This window comes from Lysinibacillus sp. FSL M8-0216 (genome assembly GCF_038595555.1).
Classification (GTDB): Bacteria; Bacillota; Bacilli; order Bacillales_A; family Planococcaceae; genus Lysinibacillus; species Lysinibacillus fusiformis.
In genome coordinates, this window is sequence record NZ_CP152007.1 from 788480 (window position 1) to 814580 (window position 26101).

General features: G+C 35.9%; 22 protein-coding genes. 18 read left to right on the forward strand and 4 right to left on the reverse strand.

The annotated features are described in order from the left end of the window. Nucleotides 1-4 precede the first annotated feature (4 nt). Nucleotides 5-1435, reverse strand: a complete 1431-nt coding sequence (locus MKX57_RS03645; RefSeq protein WP_342550797.1) for an ABC transporter permease — start codon at nt 1433-1435, stop codon at nt 5-7. A gap of 112 nt (nt 1436-1547) precedes the next feature. Between MKX57_RS03645 and MKX57_RS03650 the strand changes: the two genes are divergently transcribed. From MKX57_RS03650 to MKX57_RS03710, 13 genes are all read left to right on the forward strand, one after another. After that, nucleotides 1548-3296, forward strand: a complete 1749-nt coding sequence (locus MKX57_RS03650) for an ABC transporter ATP-binding protein (RefSeq protein ID WP_272898254.1) — start codon at nt 1548-1550, stop codon at nt 3294-3296. A 644-nt stretch (nt 3297-3940) separates the two neighbouring features. Next, on the forward strand, nt 3941-4663 hold the full coding sequence (locus MKX57_RS03655) for a thermonuclease family protein (protein ID WP_342550798.1): 723 nt from the start codon (nt 3941-3943) through the stop codon (nt 4661-4663). 823 nt (nt 4664-5486) lie between these two features. Then, nucleotides 5487-6638 carry a Gfo/Idh/MocA family oxidoreductase gene (locus MKX57_RS03660; RefSeq protein ID WP_043989712.1) on the forward strand — a complete coding sequence of 384 codons (1152 nt, stop codon included), beginning with the start codon at nt 5487-5489 and terminating at the stop codon, nt 6636-6638. Between the two features lie 18 nt (nt 6639-6656). Next, a complete protein-coding gene (locus MKX57_RS03665; protein ID WP_089987225.1) occupies nt 6657-7649 on the forward strand; it encodes an ABC transporter permease subunit in 993 nt (330 codons plus the stop codon). A 13-nt stretch (nt 7650-7662) separates the two neighbouring features. After that, nucleotides 7663-8541: a carbohydrate ABC transporter permease gene (locus tag MKX57_RS03670; protein ID WP_036226084.1), complete on the forward strand. Its 879-nt coding sequence runs from the start codon at nt 7663-7665 to the stop codon at nt 8539-8541. Between the two features lie 24 nt (nt 8542-8565). Beyond that, nucleotides 8566-10176: an extracellular solute-binding protein gene (locus tag MKX57_RS03675; protein WP_089987233.1), complete on the forward strand. Its 1611-nt coding sequence runs from the start codon at nt 8566-8568 to the stop codon at nt 10174-10176. A 174-nt stretch (nt 10177-10350) separates the two neighbouring features. Then, on the forward strand, nt 10351-11019 hold the full coding sequence (locus MKX57_RS03680; RefSeq protein WP_237068732.1) for a DUF624 domain-containing protein: 669 nt from the start codon (nt 10351-10353) through the stop codon (nt 11017-11019). Next, nucleotides 11016-12194, forward strand: coding sequence for an N-acetylglucosamine-6-phosphate deacetylase (nagA, locus tag MKX57_RS03685; RefSeq protein WP_008174231.1), 1179 nt, complete (start codon nt 11016-11018; stop codon nt 12192-12194). Before MKX57_RS03680 ends, nagA begins: the two co-directional genes overlap by 4 nt. A 69-nt stretch (nt 12195-12263) precedes the next feature. Further along, nucleotides 12264-12995: a GntR family transcriptional regulator gene (locus MKX57_RS03690; protein ID WP_008174229.1), complete on the forward strand. Its 732-nt coding sequence runs from the start codon at nt 12264-12266 to the stop codon at nt 12993-12995. A 71-nt stretch (nt 12996-13066) separates the two neighbouring features. After that, a complete protein-coding gene (locus MKX57_RS03695) occupies nt 13067-13909 on the forward strand; it encodes a class II fructose-bisphosphate aldolase (RefSeq protein ID WP_008174227.1) in 843 nt (280 codons plus the stop codon). Next, the gene (gene pfkB / locus MKX57_RS03700) at nt 13906-14844 is read left to right on the forward strand and encodes a 1-phosphofructokinase (protein WP_089987223.1); all 939 of its coding nucleotides are present in this window, start codon (nt 13906-13908) and stop codon (nt 14842-14844) included. Before MKX57_RS03695 ends, pfkB begins: the two co-directional genes overlap by 4 nt. A 10-nt stretch (nt 14845-14854) precedes the next feature. Beyond that, the gene (locus tag MKX57_RS03705; protein ID WP_239354212.1) at nt 14855-15871 is read left to right on the forward strand and encodes an SIS domain-containing protein; all 1017 of its coding nucleotides are present in this window, start codon (nt 14855-14857) and stop codon (nt 15869-15871) included. 99 nt (nt 15872-15970) lie between these two features. Continuing rightward, nucleotides 15971-16846: an ROK family protein gene (locus tag MKX57_RS03710; RefSeq protein ID WP_090003295.1), complete on the forward strand. Its 876-nt coding sequence runs from the start codon at nt 15971-15973 to the stop codon at nt 16844-16846. Nucleotides 16847-17139: 293 nt separating this feature from the next. On the opposite strand, the gene ugpC is transcribed toward MKX57_RS03710, so the two are convergent. The 3 genes from ugpC to MKX57_RS03725 all read right to left on the reverse strand — a co-directional run bounded on the left by ugpC (nt 17140) and on the right by MKX57_RS03725 (nt 20729). Then, on the reverse strand, nt 17140-18237 hold the full coding sequence (gene ugpC / locus MKX57_RS03715) for a sn-glycerol-3-phosphate ABC transporter ATP-binding protein UgpC (protein ID WP_342550799.1): 1098 nt from the start codon (nt 18235-18237) through the stop codon (nt 17140-17142). Nucleotides 18238-18319: 82 nt separating this feature from the next. Further along, nucleotides 18320-19225, reverse strand: a complete 906-nt coding sequence (locus tag MKX57_RS03720; protein WP_008174212.1) for a helix-turn-helix domain-containing protein — start codon at nt 19223-19225, stop codon at nt 18320-18322. A gap of 631 nt (nt 19226-19856) precedes the next feature. After that, a complete protein-coding gene (locus MKX57_RS03725) occupies nt 19857-20729 on the reverse strand; it encodes a glycine betaine ABC transporter substrate-binding protein (RefSeq protein ID WP_342550800.1) in 873 nt (290 codons plus the stop codon). Nucleotides 20730-20971: 242 nt separating this feature from the next. On the opposite strand from MKX57_RS03725, the gene MKX57_RS03730 reads away from it, so the two are divergent. From MKX57_RS03730 to isdE, 5 genes are all read left to right on the forward strand, one after another. Further along, on the forward strand, nt 20972-21544 hold the full coding sequence (locus MKX57_RS03730) for a manganese efflux pump (RefSeq protein ID WP_036147235.1): 573 nt from the start codon (nt 20972-20974) through the stop codon (nt 21542-21544). A 229-nt stretch (nt 21545-21773) separates the two neighbouring features. Further along, nucleotides 21774-22391, forward strand: coding sequence for a heme uptake protein IsdC (gene isdC, locus MKX57_RS03735; protein WP_237068730.1), 618 nt, complete (start codon nt 21774-21776; stop codon nt 22389-22391). A 1-nt stretch (nt 22392) separates the two neighbouring features. Next, nucleotides 22393-23817, forward strand: coding sequence for an NEAT domain-containing protein (locus MKX57_RS03740; RefSeq protein WP_089987219.1), 1425 nt, complete (start codon nt 22393-22395; stop codon nt 23815-23817). An 83-nt stretch (nt 23818-23900) separates the two neighbouring features. Next, nucleotides 23901-25178, forward strand: a complete 1278-nt coding sequence (locus MKX57_RS03745) for an NEAT domain-containing protein (protein WP_342550801.1) — start codon at nt 23901-23903, stop codon at nt 25176-25178. 15 nt (nt 25179-25193) lie between these two features. Continuing rightward, nucleotides 25194-26099: a heme ABC transporter substrate-binding protein IsdE gene (gene isdE / locus MKX57_RS03750; protein ID WP_090003291.1), complete on the forward strand. Its 906-nt coding sequence runs from the start codon at nt 25194-25196 to the stop codon at nt 26097-26099. The last annotated feature ends 2 nt before the right edge of the window (nt 26100-26101 follow it).

Sequence of the window (26101 nt, forward strand, 5' to 3'; positions counted from 1 at the left end):
TCCTTTAAGACTTCTTCATTTTCGAGCGAATGCGTGGATCAAAAAAGGCATACATGATATCAATCAATAAATTGACAATGGAGATCGTAATAGCGATATAAACAACGCCTCCAAGGATTGCGGGAATATCAGGAATAAATTGTTTATCAACAATATAGCTACCAATCCCACTAATATTGAATACCTTTTCTGTAACAGATGCGCCTCCCAACATACCTCCAAAAAGAAGTCCTATCACCGTAATAATCGGAATCATGGCATTACGAATGGCATGTTTTGAAATTACTTTAAATTCATTCAAGCCTTTTGCTTTAGCTGTAATAATGTAATCCTCGTGGATCACCTCAAGCATACTCGACCTTGTCATCCTAGCTATGGATGCCGTAATGGATGTCCCCAAGACGATAACTGGCATGATAAGGGATAACCAATTTTGGGGGTTATAGGTCGCTGGAAACCATTGTAGCTTTAATGCGAACGTTAAAATAAAAATTAAACCTTGCCAAAAGCTTGGAATGGATAAACCAATTAAAGCAATAAACATAAATGTATAATCCAAATACGAATTAGGACGAACCGCTGAAATAATACCGACTGGAATGGCGATAGCAATAGCCATTAACAGTGATAATACGGCTATTTCAAGTGTGACAGGAAATTTATTTGTAATGCTGTGCGTAATATCTTCTTTACCTGCAAAGGATGTGCCTAAGTCAAAAGTAAATAGGCCAGATAGTGAATGCCATAATTGAGATAAATAAGGTTGATCCAAACCATGAATGCGATTAAAGTTGGCTATTTGCTCTGCTGTCGCCTCAACGCCAAGTAAGTTTCTGGCTGGATCGAAAGGTGATAGATACAAAATTGTAAACACTAACGTTGCCACACCAACAATCACAATGAAGCTTTGTAAAATTCTTTCAATGATAAATTGCAAAAACGGGTTCGCAAATAAAATTAGCACTACATAAAATAAAACAGCTGGTAGAAAGGTAAGAGCTACAAAATATTTGTTTTTCAGTTGCTGATTAAAAAATTGATCATAAGTTAATGGTTGTATACCTTCATTTTGTAAATCATGATCTACTTGCTGTTGAAGCCTTTTCTTGGCTAATTCATTAGCAGTTTGCTGTATTCGCGATGATGATACAGCTTCTTGAAAAAATGAAGCTTTTGCTATTTCTTGCTGTTCAAAAGATTGCTGCCATTGGGCAAATAAACCATTCTTCAAGTAATACTGACTACGCAATTCAAAAGCCAGGTCATAAGTATTTGAATGTTTCTTTTTCCGATAGATAAAGTATGTAAATGGATGAACCAAAATACTTAAAAGAAAAAGTAGTATATTATAAGGCTTTTGGTGCATTAGTTTTTGATAAACCATAGAAAAGAACGTAAATTCCTTTGGTTTTAAATAATTTTTTGAAGTAACCATGCATTTCCTCCAAGCGTTAATAAAATATTCAACACTATATTGTATAATTCCTATCAGTATTGTAAAGTATGGATTATACATGAAAGTAAGTCAATCACAAATTTTAAAAAGGATGATTCGAATGAGCGAAAAGCTTTTAGAAATCAATAATCTTCGTGTTTCCTTTCTTACCGGGGAGACAGAGTTTGAAGCTGTAAAAGATGTAAGCTTCCATCTAAATAAAGGTGAAACACTCGGAATTGTAGGTGAGTCTGGGAGTGGGAAAAGTGTAACAGCACGCTCCATTATGCGCTTATTACCATCTCCACCTTCATTTTTAAAATCTGGCACTATTAAGTTCAAAGGTCAGGAGTTAACGGAATTAGTAGAAAAACAAATGGAAACAATTCGTGGAAAAGATATTAGCATGATTTTCCAGGATCCTATGACGTCTACAAACCCTACCATACGAATAGGAGATCAAGTGGCTGAAAGTTTAATCAAGCATCAATCCATGTCAAAGACGGAAGCCTATACGCAAACCATTGAATTATTAAAACTTGTTGGCATTCGGGATGCAGAAGAGCGTTATCGACAATATCCACATGAATTTTCAGGTGGTATGCGACAACGTGTAATGATAGCTATGGCACTTGCATGTAATCCGTCACTGCTGATTGCGGATGAGCCAACGACAGCATTGGATGTAACTATTCAAGCCCAAATTTTGAAATTGATGCGAGATATGCAAAAGAAAATGGGCACATCTATTATTTTAATTACACATGATTTAGGTGTCGTTGCTGGTATGTGTGATCGTCTCATTGTCATGAAAGAAGGAGAAATTGTTGAACAGGGTACGACGGAAGAGATTTTTGCGAATGCGCAGCATCCATACACCCAAAAATTATTGAATGCGCTACCAAAGCTACATGAAAAAAAGCAGCCAAAAGAAATTTCTACTATCCAACCAGGTATTGATCCAAATAAACCTTTGATCGAAGTCACACATCTGTCAAAGGAATTTTCATTAGGAAAAGGCCAAACATTAAGAGCTGTCAATGATTTATCATTCCATATACTCCCAGGGGAAACTTTAGGCTTAGTAGGCGAATCAGGATCAGGTAAATCTACCACTGGTCGAACAATTCTACAGCTTCATCAGCCTACTAATGGAGAAGTTTTATACCAAGGGATTCCTGTAACGAGACTAACGAAAAAGCAGTTAAAGGCGATGCGTCGCCATATGCAAATAATTTTCCAAGATCCCTATTCATCGTTAAATCCTCGTAAAAAAATCTTAGATATTATTGGGGAAGCACTTGATATTCATGGTCTAGTGAAATCACATAGTGAAAGACTAGGACGGGTAGAGGAACTGCTTGAGCTTGTTGGTTTGAAGAAAGAACACGCTATGCGTTATCCACATGAATTCTCAGGAGGTCAACGACAACGTATTGGGATTGCTAGAGCATTAGCGGTTGAGCCTAATTTTATAGTTTGTGATGAACCTTTGTCAGCCTTAGATGTATCCATTCAAAAACAGATTGTGGATTTACTAAAGGAATTACAACAAAAGCTTGGGTTGACGTATTTATTTATTGCACATGATTTATCGATGGTGAAGCATATTAGTGATCGGGTAGCAGTTATGTATGCGGGGAAAATTGTAGAATTAGCTGAAAGTGAGGAGCTATATGCTAATCCTCAGCATCCCTATACACGTGCATTATTACAGTCCATACCAATCCCCGATCCAGCGATTGAAAAGCAGAAATATAGTGATGCGGAAAATACAGACGACGTGAAAGTTCACTACGAGGTAGAAAATAGCCAGCTTGTAGAAGTTTTTCCAAATCATTGGGTTGCCGTTTCAACATGATGGCTGCCATATTATAGTACAATAGAGACATTTGGCAGGTTTCCGCTGAAAATGAACAACCTTTAATTAAACTATATTAGAGCCTAGATGGAATATCTACATTATTTATTTTGCATAAATAAAATGTAGTTGCATATAATGGAAGTCTTTTAATACATTCAAAGAATTATAGAAAAATATATATTTGTTACAAGGGGATTATGTAGTTACTGTACATAATCTTTTTGTTTAGAATAATTTTGAATCTATATAAAAAGGGCTAGGACATGTTATGATTAGTGTAAATAAATAGCTGAGGGAGATAAAAGTGAAACAATCAGATATTAAAACGCTAATAACTAGTGGAACAATTATTTTGGCTGTTGTTTTATATTTAATATTTAAATAAATATATGTATAAAAGTCTTCAGTTGTTACAATGACTGAAGGCTTTTCATTCGTTACAGGAGCAATCTTGCAATGGGAGAAGGAAACCATTTATGAAAAAATAATTAGTTAACTCCGGAGATTTTTAATTGTAGGGGATATAAATTAGAAAGTAGAGTGTAAATTTGAAGAAAATTATTTTTGTTTTATTCATTTCTATATGGGTTCTGAGTGCATGCACAGAAGAAACTAGTACGAATAGTATTAAGACTGGAGATATGGGAGATCTAATATCTTCAACGATAGAAAACGCAGAGAAACACGATGTAAGTAAGTTTGAAGAATATGAACTAGAAAGTGTAATTGACGGGGACACAATAAGGATAAAATATAACGGTAGCTCTGAAAAAGTTCGCTTTTTACTTGTGGATACCCCGGAAACTAATCATGAGACATTAGGAGAGCAACCGTACGGACCAGAAGCTAAAGAATTTACTAAGCAACTATTAGCTGGTCTGGATACAGTCTATTTAGAATTTGACGTTTCTTATCGTGATAAATATAAAAGACTACTTGCCTATATTTATACGAAAGAAGGTATAAGTGTTCAGGAGCAGTTATTGAAAAATGGATTAGCACGAGTGGCCTATATATATGATCCAAATACGAGGCATGTAGATTGGTTTAAATCCATTCAAAAAACTGCACAACAGTCGGCTATTGGGATATGGTCAGTTGAAGACTATGTAACAAATCGTGGATACGATAAAGATGTATATTATGCTGCTATAAAAAATGGAAATCAGTCTAACATAGTTGAGGATAAATCGAATACCAATAACAACAAGGGCAGTTGCGAAATCAAAGGAAATATTAACTCCAAGGGTAATAAAATTTATCATATGCCAGGGCAACGGGACTATGAGAATACAATAGCAGAAGAGATGTTCTGTACGGAAGAAGAAGCGAAAGCCGCTGGGTTTATTCCTGCTAAGCAATAAAATCAGGCATTACATACTTCTAGCGGCATGTTCAGTGTTTACGCTAAGAAGTATGAACGAGCACCAGGGAAAACGTAAGTGAAAAAAGGAAGATGGTTTCTATGTTGAGAGAAACCATCTCCCTTTTTTTGTGTTATTTGTCTATATAATACAATTTTATGACTTCGACTGCGGGAATGGGTTTATCAAAAGGAAAAAACGGCTATAAACTTCTTTGAAATTAATATCTCCTTCAAATTTATCAGCAGTTTCTAAGGGATCGAGAATTAATACCTCAATTTATAGTAAAGTCCTTGATACAAGCTTCTTAATTTCTTTAAGCTTAAAAATTATATTAACTTTATCGTTCAGTTAAAGAAGCTCAAGATACAGGCTTTAAGGTGGATGAAAGATAATGTTCCTACTAAAATATCTGAGTCAGGTCAACTCCTGAACTCAGATAATTTTTTGCTTAGGTCAAACAGGGGTGATTGTATCTAAAATAGCTAGGGTACCGCCGAAGAACTTGGCATGTCAGAAAAAAATTTAAACAAATGGAGTGGTAGATTGAGCTCTTGAAGAAGCGGTATATGTTCTAAATTTTAGGATGGGTCAACTCATGTTGATAGCAGTTGGTGCATACAAGCAACCATAATCTAGGGTATTGACATACTAAGTATTGGAATTATATATTTATTCCAGTTAAATTTTTTGAATATTCATTATATATTAACTTGTACCTACAACGTGTTGACGTGTAGTCGTGTTGTTTTGGGTAATATAAGTTTTGTTGCAAATGTTTAAGAAATACAGAGGCACAAGGATGAAACGAGGGGGAACTAACATGAAGAAAATACGGATAGGTGTGATTGGAGCTGGCTTAAGGGGGGGATTGGCACAATACTGGCATAAACCTAATGGGGAATCAGAAATAGTAGCACTAGCCGATATTTCTCAGGAACGTTTAGAAAAATTTCAGGAAAAATTTGATACACCCTTATTTTTAACAAAGGACTATAAAGAGTTATTAACAAGAGATGACATCGATGCCATTGCGGTTTTATCGCCAGATTATTTACATGAGGAGCATATTATTACTTGTTTACAAGCGGGTAAGCATGTGTATGCGGAAAAACCATTAGCTATTACGGTGGAAGGCTGCGATCGAATATTAGATGCTTGGGAAAAATCAGGAAAGCATCTGATGGTTGGCTTTAATATGCGTTATATGAGTATGTATCAAACGATGAAAGGCATAATTGATTCAGGGGCCATTGGAGAATTAAAGGCAATATGGGTGCGTCATTTTGTTGGATTCGGTGGTTATTTCTATTACCACGATTGGCATGGTAATTCAAAAAATACAACCTCCTTACTACTTCAAAAAGGCTCACACGATTTAGATGTCATTCATTGGATTTCAGGGAAATATACACAGAAGGTATCTGCATTTGGAAGCTTAGATTATTACGGTGGAAATCAACCTAATACGTTAACATGTCCAACCTGTGATCAGAAAAAAACTTGTCCAGAATATGTTGCCCATACATTTACGGAATGTGCGTTCCGTGAAGAAATTGATGTAGAGGATAATAATATGGTCATGATGGAGTTGGAAGGTGGCATAAAGGCTTCTTATTTACAATGTCACTTTACACCTGACTATTCGCGAAATTATACATTTATCGGTACGAAGGGGCGTCTCGAAAATGATGATATCAATAATAAAGTTTATTTAAAAACACGGAAATCAAATTCTTGGGAGGAATTGAGTGATGTTGTGTACGAAATGAAGCCTGAGGAAGGTAGCCATGGCGGAGCTGACCCGAAAATTGCCCAAGATTTTGTAGAACTCATCCTCTACGATAAAAAACCTTTGACAACGCCATTTGCAGGACGTATGAGTGTCGCAGTGGGCTGTGCAGCAACAGAATCTATTCGTAACGGAGGTAAGGTTATTGAGATTAAGCAGGAATCTACCATTCTGCAACATTGATAAATAGGGGGTGTAGTTATGACGCTTTTAGATAAAACAACTGTTGAGGAAAAATCATCTAAAACAAAACGTTTTTTCAAAAAGCAATCAAAGGTAAAGAAAAATCACCTGGTAGAGTGGAAAAAATCTATCAAAAAAAATTGGGAGCTTTATTTTTTACTAGCCCCTGTTATACTTTACTTTTTGATTTTCCATTATTACCCACTGTATGGGTTGCAAATTGCCTTTAAAGATTTTATTGCTACAAAGGGAATTATGGGGAGTCCGTGGGTAGGATTAAAGCATTTTGAACGTTTTTTTGATAGTTATTATTTTTGGCGTTTAATCAAAAATACAATTGGGATTGGCGTATTCACGTTACTTATATCTTTTCCAGTACCAATCATTATTGCATTGCTATTAAATGAAGTGAAGAGTCTTCGCTTTAAGAAATTTGTACAAACAGTCATTTATGCCCCACATTTTTTATCAACAGTAGTCGTAGTTGGGATGCTATTACTATTCTTAAAATCGGATGGGATGATCAACCAAATCATTATGTTGTTTGGGGGTACACCCATTGATTTTATTTCAGAACCTGCCTGGTTTAAATCCATATATGTACTGTCTGATGTTTGGCAAACGATGGGATGGAGTTCCATCATATATATTGCTGCTTTGGCTGCCGTAGATCCGGCACAGCATGAGGCGGCAATGATAGATGGGGCATCAAAATTTCAAAGGATTATTCATATTAATATTCCTGCGATTATGCCGACAATTATCATTTTATTCATCTTAAATGTTGGTTCTGTCATGGCTATTGGATTTGAGAAAGTATTTTTAATGCAAAATGACTTAAATATGTCGGCATCAGATGTTATATCCACTTTTGTTTATCGTAGCGGAATTTTAGAAGCACAGTATAGCTTTTCAGCAGCAGTGGGCTTCTTCAACTCTATCATTAATTTTATCCTCCTTATTATGGTTAACAGAATAGCCAAAAAAGTGAGTGATACAAGTTTATGGTAAAGGAGAGATTGACATGAAAGAATCAAAGGGCGATCGTGCATTTACTATCTTTAATTATATTTTTTTAGCAATCGTAGCAGTTGTTGTTTTGTATCCACTTATTTTTGTTTTAAGTGCTTCTCTTAGTAATCCCGAGTACGTCATTTCAGGGGATTTATGGCTATGGCCAAAGGAATTTACAGTGGAGGCTTACGAAAAAGTATTCCAAAATCCAGATATTATTAATGGATTTATCAATACTTTGAAATACACATTCTTTGGAACATTACTAAATATCGTGATGACCATTTGTGCAGCTTATCCTCTTTCACGTAGAAACTTAAAAGGGAAGGGCTTTATTATGGCATTTATGGTATTCACCATGTTTTTCAGTGGGGGACTAATTCCTACATATCTATTAATCCGTGATTTGGGTATGATAAATACATTTTGGGTCATGATTATTCCGAATGCGGTAGCTGTATGGAACATCATCATTATGCGGACATTTTTCCAATCCATTCCTTATGAGTTAGAGGAATCGGCCATGATCGATGGTGCAGGGAACTTCCGTATTTTATGGAGTATCGTTCTACCACTATCATTACCTGTTATGGCAGTCATGGTTTTATTTTACGCTGTAGGGCATTGGAACTCTTATTTCCAGGCATTGATCTACTTGCAAGACCAAGATAAGTTTCCACTACAACTTATCCTGAGGCAAATATTAATTCAAGGACAAGCTGACGATATGATTCAAGCGACGTCAGAAAGCTTTTTAGCTCAAAAACTTAGCGTTGAAGGGTTAAAATACGCAGTTTTAATCGTTGCTAACCTACCAATGTTAATGCTTTATCCATTCTTACAAAGATATTTTGTAAAAGGTGTCATGATTGGTTCATTAAAAGGTTAAAGAATAGGAGCGATTTAAGTGGAAATGAAAAAAAAGCGTGTTTATGGTGTCGTAACAAGCCTAATGTTAGCTGCAAGTTTGCTAGGAGCATGTTCGGATGATAAAGCAACCGGTGGAGTGAAAAGTGATAATATTGATAATTTGAATGCGACCGATATGCCGATTACAAAGGAGAAAATTGAAGTAGATGGTTTTGCAGCAAAGTTTTTTGCATCTCAGGACTGGAATCAACTAATGTTGTGGGAAGAATACGAGAAAATGTCTAATATCCATATAAATTGGACAACTGTTCAGACGGAGGTATTAGCGGACAAAAAGAACTTGCTTTTAGCTTCAGGAAATTATCCAGAAATATTTTTTGCATCGGCATTTTCAAAAACAGATTTAATCAAATACGGTCAACAAGGTGTATTTTTACCGTTGAATGAATACATCGATCAATATGCACCCAATTTTAAAAAGCTATTAGAAGAATACCCATCTGTCGAGCAGGGTGTGACGATGGCAGATGGAAATATTTATGGCTTCCCAACAATTTATGATCCAAAATTTTCATCACTTCGCGTTGGAGCGCCGTGGATTAATCAGGAATGGCTTGATCATCTAGGCTTGCCATCACCAGAAACAACAGATGATTTGTACAAAGTACTAAAAGCATTTAAAGAAAATGATCCGAATGGTAATGGTTTACAAGATGAGCAAGGCTGGGGAACTGGTTATGGTGTGAATCAAATTATTAATTACTTAAGAGGATCATTTGGCTTGAACAAACAAGGAACGATGAATCTGAATTTAGATTTTAAAGAAGGTACTGAGGAATTCCGATTTGTGCCAACGACCGACGAATATAAACAATTACTTGAATATTTAAATAAGCTTTATAAAGAAGGTTTAATTAATAAGGATGTATTTACGACAGAGCCTCAAAAATTTGCGGCAGAAGCAGCTAAAGGAACGTTTGGCATTCTTAGTGAAGTAGATCCTAAAGAATTATTTAAACTAGATGGTTATACGGGTGCACAAGTGTTAGAAGGGCCAAATGGGGATCGACAATATACTGCGATGTCTAATGGTCTTGGGAATCTAGGGATGTTTGTAGTAACAGATAAAGCAAAAAATCCTGAAGCAATGGTTCGTTGGATTGACCATTTATATGGTGATGAGGGAGCTAAAATGTTCTTTATGGGCTTTGAAGGTGTCACTTACGAAGAAAATGAGGATGGAACAATTCAATATATCGACAATATTACTAATAATCCAGATGGCAAAAATTTAGACCAAGCAATAAGTGATTATTTAACATGGCCTGGTGGTTATTATCCTGGGATTGTAACGCAAAAGTATTTCCAAGGGGCAGAGGCTAAGGAAAACTCTCTTAACAATGCCAAGCAAGTCATGCCATATGCTTTGAAGGATGAAGATATTATTCCAGGCTTGAATTTCACAGTGGAAGAAAATGATCGAGTGTCCGCTGTTTTAACAGACATTCAAACCTATGTAAATGAAATGACAGCAAGCTTTATAACAGGAAAAGAAAGCTTCGATAAATGGAATGACTATAAGAATACAATTGAAAAAATGGGTTTGCAAGACTATATGGAAGTAGCACAAGGGGCATATGACCGTTCCAAATAAGGAGGTTCAATTTCTTCAAACTTAACAAGTAGAAGGTCACATAAGCTGAAAGATTACCATTCAACTAGGCTTATGTGACGCACGCTTGTTGAACCTTCTATTGATGGATGTAGCAGAGTGTAAATGCAAAAAATGTATAGATAGTAATATGTGAATCGTAGGGAGGTAATGGGCATGGAATTGGAAGGATGGAAAGGTAAACTATACTGGTTTGTAGAATGGATCACATTATTAGCAGTATTACAGTTACTATGGACAGGTTTAACTTTACTTGGACTTTTGCTATTTGGAGTAGCCCCAGCGACTGTTGCCATGTTTACTACTTTACGGAAAAGATTACAAGGAGAAGATGACTTAAAACGATTAGTCAAAATCTATTGGAATACATATAAAGTTGAATTTATTCCATCAAATAAAATAGGTATGATCTTACTGAGTGTTGGCTACTTTGTAACGATTAATTTTCAAATAGTTTCATCGTTACATGGCTTACTAGGCTTACTATTACTCACAGTGTTTATTTCTATTAGTATACTGTTCGGTATGATTGTTGTGAATATATTTCAGCTATACGCCCATTATGATTTACCAATATTGCGCTACTTTGCTGCTTCCATCATATTTAGTATTGCGTATCCATTACAAATGATTAGCAATATTGTTGGGCTTATAATTCTTTATAAACTATATAGCTGTTTTCCAGGCTTAATACCGTTTTTCGGTGTTAGTTTAGCTGCCTTATTTTTAACGTGGATGTCATCCCATATATTTAAGAATGATAGAGAAGCAGACGAACATACTAATCTACCATATTACTCTGCTGGGAGAGGGATCACCTCATGAATAAAAAATGGATTATTAATGCGAATATCGTAATGGAAAATAAAATTATTACTAACGGATTTCTAGAAATGTCGGAAGGAAAAATTACAGTAATTGATCAAATGGCAAATTGCCCTTCATTCGCTTTAAGAGAGAATGTAATAGACTGTCAGCAAAAAGGCTATATCATCCCTGGAATGATCGATATCCATATACATGGTGCTGTAGGTCATGATTTTATGGATGCGAACCATATTTGTTATTCGAAAATAGCCAAATACTTAGCAAGTGAGGGCGTAACTGCTTTTTTGGCTACAACGATGACAGGTCCTATGTCTGAGATCGAATCTGCTGTTGAGGCACTTGCCTATTATTATAAAAACCAACCAACAGCAGTGCCTGAGATGTTAGGAATTCATTTAGAAGGTCCATTTATTAGTCAAGCTAAAAAAGGGGCTCAATCCGAAGCTTTTATTTTAAAACCAAATGTTCAACAATTTAATGATTTGTATGATAAGTCTCATCATTCAATTCGTCTTGTCACATTTGCACCGGAGGAAGATACCGATTTTGAATTACTACACGAATTAACTAATAAAGGGGTTATTGCATCTATTGGTCACTCTGACGCTGACTATGATACAGCGCAACATGCAATAAAAGCTGGTATTACCCATGTAACACACCTATTTAATGGCATGAGTGGACTACACCACCGTGATCCAGGTGTTGTGGGAGCAGTACTTCTAGCGGAAGATGTGTATGTGGAGATAATTCCAGATAATGTACATTTTCATAAAGATCTACTACCAATGGTTTACAAGATGACGGGCTTAAATCGTTTGCTCATCATAACAGATGGTATACGTGCAAAGGGGATGCCAGATGGTTTGTATCAATTAGGTGGTAATGAAGTAGAAGTCATGAATAATCAATGTATTCAACGCAAAACGGGATCCTTAGCAGGAAGTGTGTTAAATATGAATACCGCAAGGAAAAACATAGGAGAGTGGCTTACACTTTCACTTGTTGAGCAAATACGTATTGTTTCTTTAAATCAAGCAGAGCATTTAGGCATGGACAATCGGAAAGGGTCTATTGCACTAGGAAAGGACGCAGATATCGTTTGGTTGAACGAAGAAGGAGAAGTAGAAAAAACTTTTTGCTTAGGGAATTTTGCCTTTGAAAAGGATTGATATATCAATAGGCATCCTATTATATAGATGGTATATTGATTACAAAACCTAGAGAAGGAAGGAAAAAAGATGCATTTATTAGATCAATCTAGTGTAATCCCATTATATCATCAATTAAAACAAATTTTATTTGGGAAAATTCAATCAGGTGAATGGAAACCAGGAGATAAAATTGACTCGGAAAATCAATTGATGGAGATGTTCCATGTTAGTCGAAATACAGTAAAAAAAGCAATCGAGGAATTAGTAAAGGAAGATAAATTATATCGTATTCAAGGAAAAGGAACCTTTGTTTCCAAGCCAAGACTTGAACAATCTCTTGGAGGGTTTTATAGCTTTAGTCGCATGATTCAAGAAAAAGGATTTAATCAAAAAGATGAAGTACTAGAAATACAAAAGGTGTATCCCTCAACTAAAGTTAGATCGAATTTAGCATTAGAGGAAAATGAACAAGTTGTAGAAATGAAGCGTTTACGATTTGCCGATAATGAGCCGATTATTTTGGAATCATCTTTTTTACCTTTACGCCTTATTAAGGATATTGAAATTTTACGAGAAGTAACGTCTTCATCTTTATACAGTTTATTAGCCGAACGTTTTAACATTATTGTTGTAAGGGCGAGAGAAGCCTTCGAACCGGTCCTTATTAATAAAGACGAAGCACCTTTATTGAAAACAGATGCTGGAAAACCAGCTTTATTGCTAGAAAGGACTGCGTTTGATACCTCAGGAAAACCAGTGGAATTCTGTATTTCAATTGTAAGAGGAGATCGTTGCCGTTTTTATACGGAATTAAATTAAAATCTAATCGTTTGCTGCATTTATTTTTGTTTTAAATTATACCAACAACCCATTGAGGGAGGAATTCTATTATGCCATTAGTGACAACTAAAGATATGTTAGAAGACGCTTATAAAAATAATTATGCAATCGGTGCTTTTGGAGCACATAATTTAGAAGTGATTAAAGCTGTAATTGCTGGGGCAGAAAAAGTGGGGGCACCTGTAATTTTGCAAACAACTTCAAGCACGTATAAATATGTAGAGATGCCTTATCTAATTGCACTGGCAAAAACAGCAGCGGAACAGGCAAAAGTACCGGTGGCATTACATTTGGATCATGGCGAATCTTATCATACTGTTATGGAATGTTTACGAGCAGGCTACACCTCTGTAATGATTGATGGATCTTCCTTACCTTATGAGGAAAATATTTTATTAGTAAAAAAAGTAGTTGAAGCTGCAAGTGCGGTAAATGTGCCTGTTGAAGCAGAGCTTGGGACAATTGGTGGTGTCGAGGATAGTGTAAGCGTAAAGGAAGAGAATGCATTCTTTACTGACCCAAAGCAAGCGGAGCATTTTGTGAAAGTAACAGGAATTCATTCATTCGCCCCTGCTTTCGGTACAGCACACGGTAAGTATCAGCAAAAGCCAAAATTGCTATTTGAGCTTTTACAAGAAATCCATAGCTCTACTAATATTCCATTAGTCATGCATGGAGCCTCTGGGGTGCCAGAAGAGGATGTACGTGAATCTTTGAAGTATGGAATTGCAAAAGTGAATTTTTCTACCGAGCTTAAAGACTTATTTGCTGAAGAATTAAGAGCATATTTTAATGATCATCCAACAGAAAATGATCCAAGAAAGTATTTCCTTCCTGCACGTGAATCTTTAATTAAATTAGTAGAGCAAAAGATTGTGATGTTACAAAAATGATTACTACATTAACCTTAAACGCAGCCATTGACCAAGTATATGAGCTGGACTCTTTAATGATTGGTCAAACAAATCGTGTATTGCAGAAATCACAACAAGGTGGTGGGAAAGGGGTTAACGTAGCTCGTGTAATTGCATCACTTGGTGGCGAAGTGAATATTGGCGGTTTCGTTGGTGGATTAAATGGAAGTAAAATAGTCGAGCTTTTACAGGAAGAAAATCTCCAAACAGAGTTCATACAAATAGAGGAAGAAAATCGCATTTGTTTAACGATTATTAATCAGCAAACGAAGGAAATGAGCGAGCTGTTAGAGGTAGGGCCAACCATTCATGAGCAAGAATGGATAAACATGTTAAATTGGATTGAAACTAAAGCAGAACATGCTACCTATTTTGTATTGTCAGGGAGCCTTCCTCAAGGTATACAAAAAACGGCATATGCAACGATTATCCATTTATTAAAGGAAAAAGGTATTAGAGTCGCACTTGATACAAGTGGCGAGGCTTTGAGAAAAGGTATTACAGCAATACCTTTCATTATTAAGCCAAATGAGGATGAAATTACTCAATTAATCGGTAGACCTGCTTTAACTCATGAAGACTTAGTTCAGGTGGGTATAAAATTTCAAAAATTAGGCATTGAGCATGTATGCTTTTCATTGGGCGAGCAAGGCGCTCTATTTGTTCATCCGTCAGGGATTTACAAAGTAAATGCACCACGGATAAATGTGGTCAATACAGTAGGAAGTGGTGATGCCTTTTTAGGAGGTCTTATTTATAAGCTCTCACATGGTGCAGACCATACAGAGGCATATAAATGGGCTGTTGCATGTGGCTCAGCGAATGCAGCACATAAAGAGATTGCAAAAGTCCAAAGAGATACAGTGGAAAAACTCTTAGAGGAGATACAAATAACTAAAATAAAAGAGAAGTAGGGATTTGTTTATGTACACTTACAATGAGATTATGGCACAGGGACAAAAGTTAGAAAGAACAAAAGATATTGTGCAATTAATGACTTTTAATGAAGATGCTGTAGATGTAGTGCTTTTCACAGGATGTGGAACATCCTATTATTTAGCGATTGCAGCAGCGCGTTATTATCAAACTGTTACTGGAGCGTTTGCCATTGCTGTACCCGCATCTGAGTTATTTTTACACACAGACACATTTATTTTAACGCATAAAAAGTATCTGATTATTGGAATTTCCCGGTCGGGGACAACTTCGGAAATTATTATGTCCTTAGAGCATTTGAATGGTGCGAAAAATATACGTACTATGGCAGTAACATGTAATAGTGACACACCTATGGCAAGATTAACAAATGAATTGATTGCCTTAAATGATATATCAGAAAAAAGTGTGGTCATGACACAATCATTTTCTAATATGCTATACGCCTTGCAATTATATGCTGCGAAAATTAGTGGACGCACGGATATACTGGAACAGTTAGAGAAAATCCCCGCTCTTGTTCAATCAGCATTAGGCAATGGACAACAATTAACGCAGGTGACGGAAGATGCTTCAAAAAAGCGCTTTATCTTTTTAGGGTCAGGTGCTTATAATGGGTTGGCTAAAGAAGCAACATTAAAGCTAAAAGAAATGACTCAAACGGAATGTGAAAGTTACTCAAATCTGGAATTCCGACATGGACCAATTTCTATTGTTGATAAAGAAACGGTTGTTATTATATTTACACAAAATGAAACGAAGGAATATGATCAGGCATTAGTGAAGGATATTCAAAAGCTTGGAGGCTTCGTTGTTATTATTGGTATAGCTTCAGAGGAGTTAGAAGCAGATTTAATTTTTAAGCTATCAGCAGAAGTAGATGATTTAAATCGCCTTGTTGAAGCGGTCCCTTACTTTCAACTTTTAGCTTATCAACATGCAATATTTAAAGGGCGTAACCCCGATAAACCACGTAATTTAACACAAGTCGTTAAACTTTCATAATAAAAACCTATTCAATAAGTAATAGATATTATTCCACTTATTACTTTCTGATAATTTTGAATTTAAATAAATTCTGTGGGGAGAACTGGTGATGTAAGGATGAGTCATATTTTAGTAGCAGATGTTGGTGGAACAAAATTAGCCACGGCTTTATTCAACCAACATCAGCATATTTTAATTAAAAGAGAGGTACCAAGTGATATTTCCACAAAAGAAGCTTTATTCCATTGTTTAATTGATAGCTTTGAAATACTCTGTATGGAGAAGAAGCTCTCTTTTAATGAAGTTTCTAAGGTATGTATTGGTGTACCTGGTATTGTTGATGTTCAAAAGGGTCTAGCCGTCTACCAAAATAATATACCGTGGAGTAACTTTCCTATTTGTGAACGATTAACTGAATTTTTTCCCCATGCACAGATTATGATGGATAACGATGTGCATATGGCTACTTGGGGAGAGTATAATGCTAGAGGATTTCGGAAGGAAACGATGGTATATATAACATTAAGTACAGGGATATCCTGTTGTACCATTGTTAATGGTGATTTTTTACGAGGAACAGGATTAGCTGGTGAAATAGGTTTTAATATTGTCGGTCAAGCTGGTGAAACTTTAGAAGAAAGTGTCGCAGGGCCAGCTATAGAAAAGCTGGGAAGAACATTACTGGGAAATTCAAATATCCGATTAAAAGATATGATGGAGCTCTATTACAAGGGTGACCCTATTATGGTGAAAGTATTGCAGCAAATCATTTATTGCATGGAAAAACAGTTACATCAAATGATTTTAATGCTTGATCCACACTGCATAGTATTAGGCGGAGGCTTTTTTAATCATCAGCCGAAAATCATTGAACTGATTAAAGACGGAATTCAGCAGCGCCTGTTGAATACTCCTTTTGAAGGGAAAGAGCAAATTATAGAGAGTAGTATTCATAAAGGTGAGACGGGACTGTATGGTGCAGCATTGAAGTAATCAAAAACAGTGGCGTGATGAGGAAAATGGAAAATTACAGCGATAAAAATTTCATACAAAGACCCAACTTCTATATATAGCTTATATTGAGAAATTGGGTTTTTTTCGTCAACATTTTGATTGACGTAAGGTAGCGGAGGATGGCGAACTGTTAGGAAGATAAATGTGGTTGTTCCCAATGGGGAAACACTAATCGCCTTCTAAAATGGGATCAAAATAGCTAAAAAACCAATGTTGAACTGTAAAAGGGAAACAGACTTGTTATCTGAATCCCTTTCAATAAAGCTTTTACTCTACCGAATACGCTGCTCTGATTCTAAGTCAAAGAAATGAGCGCGTGACATATCAAATAGTAGGTTTGCTACCTGACCCTGAGTTATTCGAGTATCAGAGTTTACACGTGCAATATAGGGCTGGCCATTTAACTGTGCATGTAACATCAGCTCAGCCCCTGTTAATTCGGATACATCGATATCTGCTTCAATAGCTGAGAAGAAGGGGTCTGAATTGACAGAAGAATTTTCATAAATATGTTCAGGACGAATGCCCAAGATCAGCTCTTTTTGTAAATAACCTTTTTCTACTAATAATTTGGATTTTTCTGCAGGAATGGTTAGTGAAATAGGTCCTATTTGAATCCCTTCTTCATGGAAAATCCCTTTAAAAAAGTTCATCGATGGTGAGCCTATAAAACCACCAACGAATTTATTTTCAGGTAAACCGTATACTTCTTCAGGAGTACCGACTTGTTGAACAATACCATCTTTCATGACGACAAGACGTGTTGCCATTGTCATGGCTTCAGTTTGGTCATGTGTTACGTAGATTGTCGTTGTTTTTAATCGTCGATGGAGCTTAGTAATTTCTGCACGCATTTGCACCCGTAGTTTTGCATCTAAATTGGACAATGGTTCGTCCATTAAGAAAATATTCGCATCTCGGACGATTGCTCGACCAAGGGCAACTCGTTGTCTCTGACCACCTGATAAAGCTTTAGGCTTACGATCTAAATACTTTTCTAAATCAAGTATGGCTGCAGCATTGTGGACACGTTCTTGGATTTGTTGTTTTGAAAACTTACGGAGCTTTAAGCCAAATGCCATGTTGTCATAAACTGTCATATGTGGATAGAGAGCATAGTTTTGAAAAACCATCGCAATATCACGTTCCTTAGATGGCACATCATTCATTTTCTTGTTATCAATTAAAAAATCACCTTCCGAAATTTCCTCTAACCCAGCGATCATACGTAATGTTGTTGATTTTCCACAACCTGAAGGACCAACAAGTACTATAAACTCTTGATCCTGAACAGTTAAATTAAAATCAGATACAGCTGTTACACCGCCATCATATATTTTATAAATATGATTAAGTACTATTTTCTCCATGTTTAATCCCCTTTGTTCTTTTATTCAGTGTAAATAAAGTAATGAAGAAAACCTATGTTTAATGTGCATAATTTTCAGTTAATTATTTTTGTGCATGTTGTAAAAATGACCAAAGATAACTAGCAAAGTAAACAAGAATAACACCATCTAAATTTTTGATATGAATATTGGTGATTTCTTGGAACTTGGATAATCGATAGGTAAGCGTATTACGATGCATATGTAATTTTTTTGATGTCAAAGAAATATTGAAACCACATTCACAAAAGGTTTTAACCGTTTCCAATAATTCCTTGTCAGATTTTAAAGGTATAATAATTTGCTCCTCGATAAATGTAAGAATAGAAGTGGGCAATTGTTCTGTTAGTAAAATAGGGAATATCGTTTGAAATGAATAATAAGGTTCAGCAAATCTTAAATGTAAGCATTCCTTGAACCATTGTGCTTCCCTTTGGAATTTAACCGAAAAATCTTGATTGATTGTATAAAATTCTCCCAAATATAAATGGATGCGAACATAAAAATCGGCTTCTATCGTACGGATAAGGGCAATGAAATCTTCCTTCTCACGTATTGAATGTTTTTCAGGTTCAATAAGTAAAAATTGATTTTTAGCAACTTGAAGGAATACCGTATCCTCCTGAAAAAAATTATAAAGCGCTTCTTTTAAAGCTTCTAAAGGAGGGTTTTCGTTAATAAACGTTATTTGAATAACCCGTGCTTTGTTAAATTTTAATTTGGGCGGCATGTCACCATTCGAATAAATAAATTCATACCATAAATCTGATGCCTGAACTGGCGAAGAGGTAACTTCAGTATAAAAAACCGTCAACCATTCGTAGTCCCGCTGTGAAACCTCATGCTTGGAAATAGAAAACCATTCCTTTGTTTCGTGATGATAAAAAATATGAGAATCATAGGATAGTTGAGTTGGCTTTGAACGAAAATAACGATAGGAAGGAAACAATGCTTTGAGATTTAAGTTCATGAAAGACTCCTTTTCTTTCGATATATAGTAAAAGATGTAACTGAAAGGTTGTGCGGGAAAAAGCTACATAAAAGATGATGATCAAAAATATGCTTTAAAATTTTCTATCATTACTAGTAATAATAAATGTTGAGGTTAAAAAAGTTAAGAAATATAAGTAAATTCACTGATATGAAGATAATAATTCGTGGAGGCCCATATGAGTGAAAAGAAAGTTTATATTCATTCGTGTCACATGGTGAAAAACGAGGAAAAATAGTTAACATTATTGAGTTGATTGTTTCTTCATGAATCCCAATAATGTTTGAACGATGTAAAAATTGTCTAACATTTCAATGTTGTAGACAAACTCTAATAATTTTTAGTTGTGTTTTACTATAGGAGTAGATGCCGCCTTCGTTCCAATCAATTTACCTAAGTTCGCTATTTACTATTTATTGTTGAGGGCTATTAGTTATTGGATTTAGGACCAGTTTGTTGAGTTATACAGTGACGGAGTAACTTGAGCGAAAATGCATGGTGCAAAATTAAAAACTAGCCTCAAGATGATCACTTCTAAAAGGAGGCTTCCAGTTAGAAGGTTAATGAAAAATATCCATTTACTAATCGCTAGTAAATGGATATTTTTCATTTATGGTGTCTTTACATCTTTTGTCCATTCAGCTACTTTATCTTGGTTATTGTTAATCCATTTTTTTGCAGCGTCCGTGGCACTCATACCTTCCATAAAATCAAACATCACACTTTCAATATCTTCGGCGGTCCAATGGAAACGATTTAGGACATCATATGCCTCGGAAGCATCTTCCTTTAATCCTTTACGGGCAAATGTACCAATATATTCTTCCGTACCATATAAATCTTTTGGGTCTTCTAAATATTTTAAATCGTAGGCATTAAAGATCCAATGGGGTGACCAACCTGTAATGATGATTTCTTCATTATTTGAAATGGCTTGACTAAGGGCTGCGGTCATGGCACCGGCAGAAGAGGTTAGTATATTCCAGCCTTCTAGATTGTGATATTCCTTATAGGCATTTTCTGTTGTGGCCATCATATTAGCTCCTGGTTCAATACCTGTAATTGTTTTATTGGCTTGATTTGTTAAGTCTTCAATGGAATTAACGTCCATATAACTTGGAACGACTAAGCCAATTTTAGCACCAGTAAGGTTTTCGCCTAAATTCTCAATTTTATCTTTGTATTTCTCTACTTGCGGAGCGTGTGTTTGGGGTAACCAGGCAGATACCATACCGTCAACCTCACCGTTCGCAAGTGCCTCCCACATAATGCCATTGTCTAATGGTGTGAGCGTCACATCATATCCCAAATTCTCTAAAACTTGTCCTATAACATGGGTAGAAGCAACCTCTGTATCCCATTCCACATACGCCAAGTTAATTTCTTTTTTATCTTTTGTACCCGCATCAGCAGAACCACATGCAGCTAATAGTAGTAGGCATGATAAAGCAAATCCTATCTTCCATATTTTTAAATATCTCATCAAATTCCCCTTTCAATAATTACTTACATCCTAGTGAAAATTAATAAATATTAACAAGTAACAACTTAATTTTATATAGAAGTTGTTACTTTTGTCAAATTGATGATTCATGCAACGCATGCAATAAAATGGGGGCTTCATTACGGAAAAGGTTCTGAATAGGGTTCTAAAATGCCCATAGATTTTTAACACGATTACATATGATAGGTGAAAATGGAGACTGGGTTTTGAGGAGGCTTAGTATGCACTGGATTACTATTATTCTAATAGGAATTGCTGCAAATCTAGATAATTTGGGGATTGGCCTAGCCTATGGTGTCAAGCAAGTTAAAATTCCTATTTTATCGAATGCAGTGATCGCTGGCATGTCAATGATTGTCACATATGTCGCAGTAACAGCTGGCAGCACTGTTGTTGAATATATTTCACCGCATACTGCCAATTTATTAGGAAGTTTACTATTATGTGTTATTGGTATATGGACCTTGATGTCCAATAACTTTTCTAATCAACGCATAGCAGGTAACCCTGAGCTATTTGATGAAGATAAAAATTTAGTCATCTCAACTCGAGAGGCAATGGCACTCGGATTTGTATTGTCAGCTAATTGCTTAGCAGGAGGTATTGCCATCGGTGCTAATGGCATTTCTGCAATATGGACAGTAATTTCCATTGGTGTCTTCTCATTTGTTACGGTGGGGGTAGGCAGTCAATGTGGTGCATTGCTCTCCAAAACGTTTATTGGGAGGCATTCAACAGCCATTTCAGGATGGCTTTTATTGTTGATCGGTATTTTAGAGATTTTTGCAAAATAAATTAAGAGCGAGAATATCACCAAATTTTGGTGATATTCTTTTTATTAGGAGGAAAATTTGACATATTGAGGACGAATTTGGATTAACGGTTGACATTGACTGGCAGTAACGATTATTCTTGGGAGTAGAATCGTAATTGAGAATTATTTTCGTTTACATGAAAGTGCTTTCGTGGAAGTGAATCTATCAATTAGGATGTTTTATTATGACTAAGGGAGGCGTGCAACACATGAAGAAAATGCTCATGTTGATCATGCTTGTTAGTATTTTTGTCGTTAACTTCGGCTTAACACAAGCATCTGCTCAACTAGCTGATGGCACTCATTCGATAAAATATCAGGTCAATAAACCTGAAAGTAATTCCGCATCAATTGCTAATGATTATTTTGTAAAACCTGCGAAAGTTACGGTGAAAAATGGCACTGCAGTAGTACAAATTACATTAAAAAACAGTGCATGGATTACGAAATTTCAACCACCAGGTGGAGCAACTGTAGTAAGTGAAGATCAAGCAGCAGATACACGAACTGTACAATTCACCGTTAAAGACCTAACAAAACCTGTAGTAACAGCGATGAAAATTGATATTGATGATATCAATTATCATCATGAATACAGTGTATCACTTGTATTTGATGCCACATCAATCGCAAGCTCAGCATCTGCTTCTACTCAAAAAACAGAATCCAGTAAATCACAACCAACTTCTTCAGCAACTACAACTGAAAGTCAAGTGCCCAATCCACAAACAGATGATGCAACACCTTATCTATTAATAGTTGCATTAGTGGGGTCAGCATTTTTACTTTATAGAAAAAAACTACAAACAAAAACGGAGGGTCAATAAAATGGCTAAAAAACGTCAATCACGCGCAACTAAAATAGTACTAGCTTCATTGTTAGCAGCATCTCTTACAGTTCCTTCCTTTGCATCTGCGGCAGAATTAGCAACAACAAATACAGAAGTGAAAGCAGAAACAACGAAAGCTGCTAAAACAGATTCAGTTATTAATTTCCAAATTTTTAAAACAGGTACGACAGAAGCACAGCCTGCAATTAGTTCTCATTTAGTACCACAAGGAACAATTGTTGAAAAAGACGGTAAATTTGAAGCTCAATTAACAATTACAGCTAAATCTGCACCAATGATTGCAGGTCTACAAACAAAACAAGGCGATACATTTGTAGATGCTAAAGAAGTAAAAAATAGCGATGGTACAATTACATACAGTTTCCCTGTTGTTGTTGATGAAGTTAAATCAGCAAAAATTCATGTAGTCGTTCCGTCCGCAAATATGGATAAATGGTATGACTTTGATTTAAAAGCAGTGAAAGAAGTAAAAGAAGAAGTGAAAGTGAATGAAGTAGCTGTCACTGTTTACAAAGATGGTACAACAGAAGAGTCGATGATGAAACAGTATATCGCACCAAAAGTAGGGATTACTGTAAAAGACGGTAAAAATGTTGTAACAATGACATTCCCTCAAGGTCAATATGTAAAAGGTTTCACTGTAGAGGGTAAGGAAGCAACTTTAGTGAAACAAGATGATACAACAAATTCACGCACATATTCATTTGAAGTTGCAGATTTGAAGAAACTGGTAAATGCTCAATTACACATCGTTGTAAATGAACCAGCACAAGGTGTGAAGTATGATTCGAATCATACAGTACAATTTAGCTTTGCTGTGGAAGGTGCAGTGAAGCCAGTTATTAATCCATTTAAGGACATTAGTAAAGATGCGAATAAAGATGCCATCCTATCACTTTACAGCTTAGGTATTGTGAAGGCACAAGATAATTTTAGACCAAATGACAACATTACACGTTCTCAATTTGCTTTAATGGTAGCACGTTCATTGAACGTAACTTCTACAAAAGATGCTGGATTTAAAGATACAGGCAAGCTTAGTGCGGAAGCTGTTCAAGCTATTAATGCATTAGCTGAAGCTGGGATTGTTAAAAAAGCTACAAACTTCAATCCAAATGATACACTTACTCGTCAACAAGCAGCTGTAATGATTTATCGCACTGTAACACATGTAGCAGGAAAAGAAATGAGCTTTGGTGATACAAGTCTTTCTTACTATGCTGATGGAGCAAAAGTGAAAGATGAAGAAGCAAAAAAAGCCTTTGCCCTTCTATATGCAGGTAAAGTAATGACTGGCTCTCCAACTGCTGATGGTAAGACAGTTATTGATGCAAATAGTCCATTAAAACGTTCACATATGGCGAAAATTTTAAATGGCTCTTTGCAATACATGAATAAATAATAAGAATTTTTACAGCAACTTCCTTTCTCATATTTTATGGGGGAGGAAGTTCCTATGTGTTTAAAATGGGAGGAGACTATGCAATGACAATCATAAAAAAGCACATTTGTATTTTGGCTGTTTTGGCAGTTTTATTGCTTGTTTTTCCTCCATCCATTTTTATGCAAGCAAAAGCTGAAAACCTTGGCATAATAGATGGTAGTTATCAAGTTGAACTAAGTTTTTCTCCTATTGAGGGCTTTGAAGAAAATCTTTTTAAACATAAAGCAACTCTCACCGTAAAGGATGGACAGTATCAATTAGCTTTGGCACTTGAACAGCCATATTCTGTACGTGATATACATATCGAACAGCTTGGTAATGAAATTTCTTGGACTCAAGATATAGAAAATTTAGTTCAGTTTGATGTTTTGACATTACAAGACCCTATTGTTATAAAGGGCAATGTAGAGCTTGCAGCTGAAGAAACTTATTTTTCATTCACTCAAGAGCTACGAATTGAAATGGCGGGACTTATACCGACCGTTCCTCAGGAAGAAAACAAGACGGATGATGCTGAAAACGTAGTTGTAGAAGAAACAAAGGGTCAAGAATGGGCAGTGGATTATGTATTATTAGCGGATGGTAAAAATGAACCTTCTATTATGAATAACTATGTGAATCCAACCGCAAAGGTGATTGAAAAGGATGGTAGATACTATGCGCAAATGACCATTTTACAATCAGCTTGGGTGACAGGTCTACAAGTAGATTATAAGGGAAATCAGATTGAACCGAAGCAAGTTTCACTTTTAGACAATGTACGCATTGTGGAATTTGAGGTTGAGGACTTAACACAGCCGTTACGAATGTGGGTGAAAATCGATATTCCTGACATTTCATATCATCATCAATACTATGTTCAGCTAGCATTCAATCAAAAACAGGTCGCATTGCTTTTACAAAAACCTATCAACGAAAAACCTACTACGCAAGTTGTACCTGACAAGTCAGTGGAAACGGTTAAGGAGCAGGTACAAAAGCCACAAGCACTAATAAGTAGAGAGAGTGTATCTAGCAAAGCTACACAGACATTACCAGCTATTCAATCACCATTGCTTATACCATGGGAAGAAAAATTAACATTTGATCGTACACTTGATGAACCAACTGATGAAACTTTAGATGAAACATTAGAGGATAGCCAAACGATGGAGGAGACTACGGACAATAAAGTAGTGAAAAATACGACTGCAGAACAGCCAATTGAACCGTTAAACATCGTAAAAATTATTGGGCTAATCGTTATATGTCTCGTATCAGGCTGGCTACTTATTAAGCGTATTAGAAAAAACAAAAATGAGACGACTGAGCAGAAATAAGTGGGGGATGACACAATGAAAAAAGATTGGAAACTGAAGTTACTGTTGTTGACATTACTATCACTAATTCTCGCTGCATGTAGTAGCAGTGATCAAGCAGAAAAGAAAGAGACAGTTACTGATAAAGAACAGGTAACAGAAGATAATGAGCAACGTATCATTGCGGGGACGGTAGTTATAGCAGATATCCTAGATAAGCTGGAGCTTGACGCAATTGCTGTACCAGAAACAGAAAAGCAATTAGCAAAGCGTTATGATGGTCTGCCAACAATCGGTAATGCGATGGAGCCGGATATGGAAATAGTTAAGTCATTAAATCCGACAGAAGTATTATCCGTTTCAACTTTAGAATACGATTTACAGGATAAATTTAAACAACTTAATATTCCTGTTGATTTTCTTAATTTCCAAAGCGTTGATGCCATGCTGAAGGAAATAACATCGCTAGGAGAACGCTATAATCGTCAATCCCAAGCCGATGCATTAGTAAAAGATCTACAGAAGAATATCGAGGCAGTCCAAAGTGTAGCTGCGAATAAAGAAGGTCCTCGCGTATTAATTTTACTAGGTATACCAGGGAGTTATTTAGTAGCAACAGAAAATTCATATGCTGGGGATCTTGTGAAACGAGCAGGAGGTATCAATGTAATGGAAGGACAGGATGCAGAATATCTATCTTCTAATACGGAATATCTCCATAATAGTAATCCGGATATTATTTTGCGCTTATCACATGGTATGCCCGATGAAGTTGTGAAAATGTTTGATGAAGAATTTAAAACAAATGATATTTGGAAACATTTCGAAGCAGTGAAAAACGATAAAGTCTATGATTTAGAGGAAGAATTATTCGGGACGACATCCTCCTTGCAGGTACCACAGGCTTTAGGGCAGCTGATGGAAATTTTCTATCGTAAATAGTA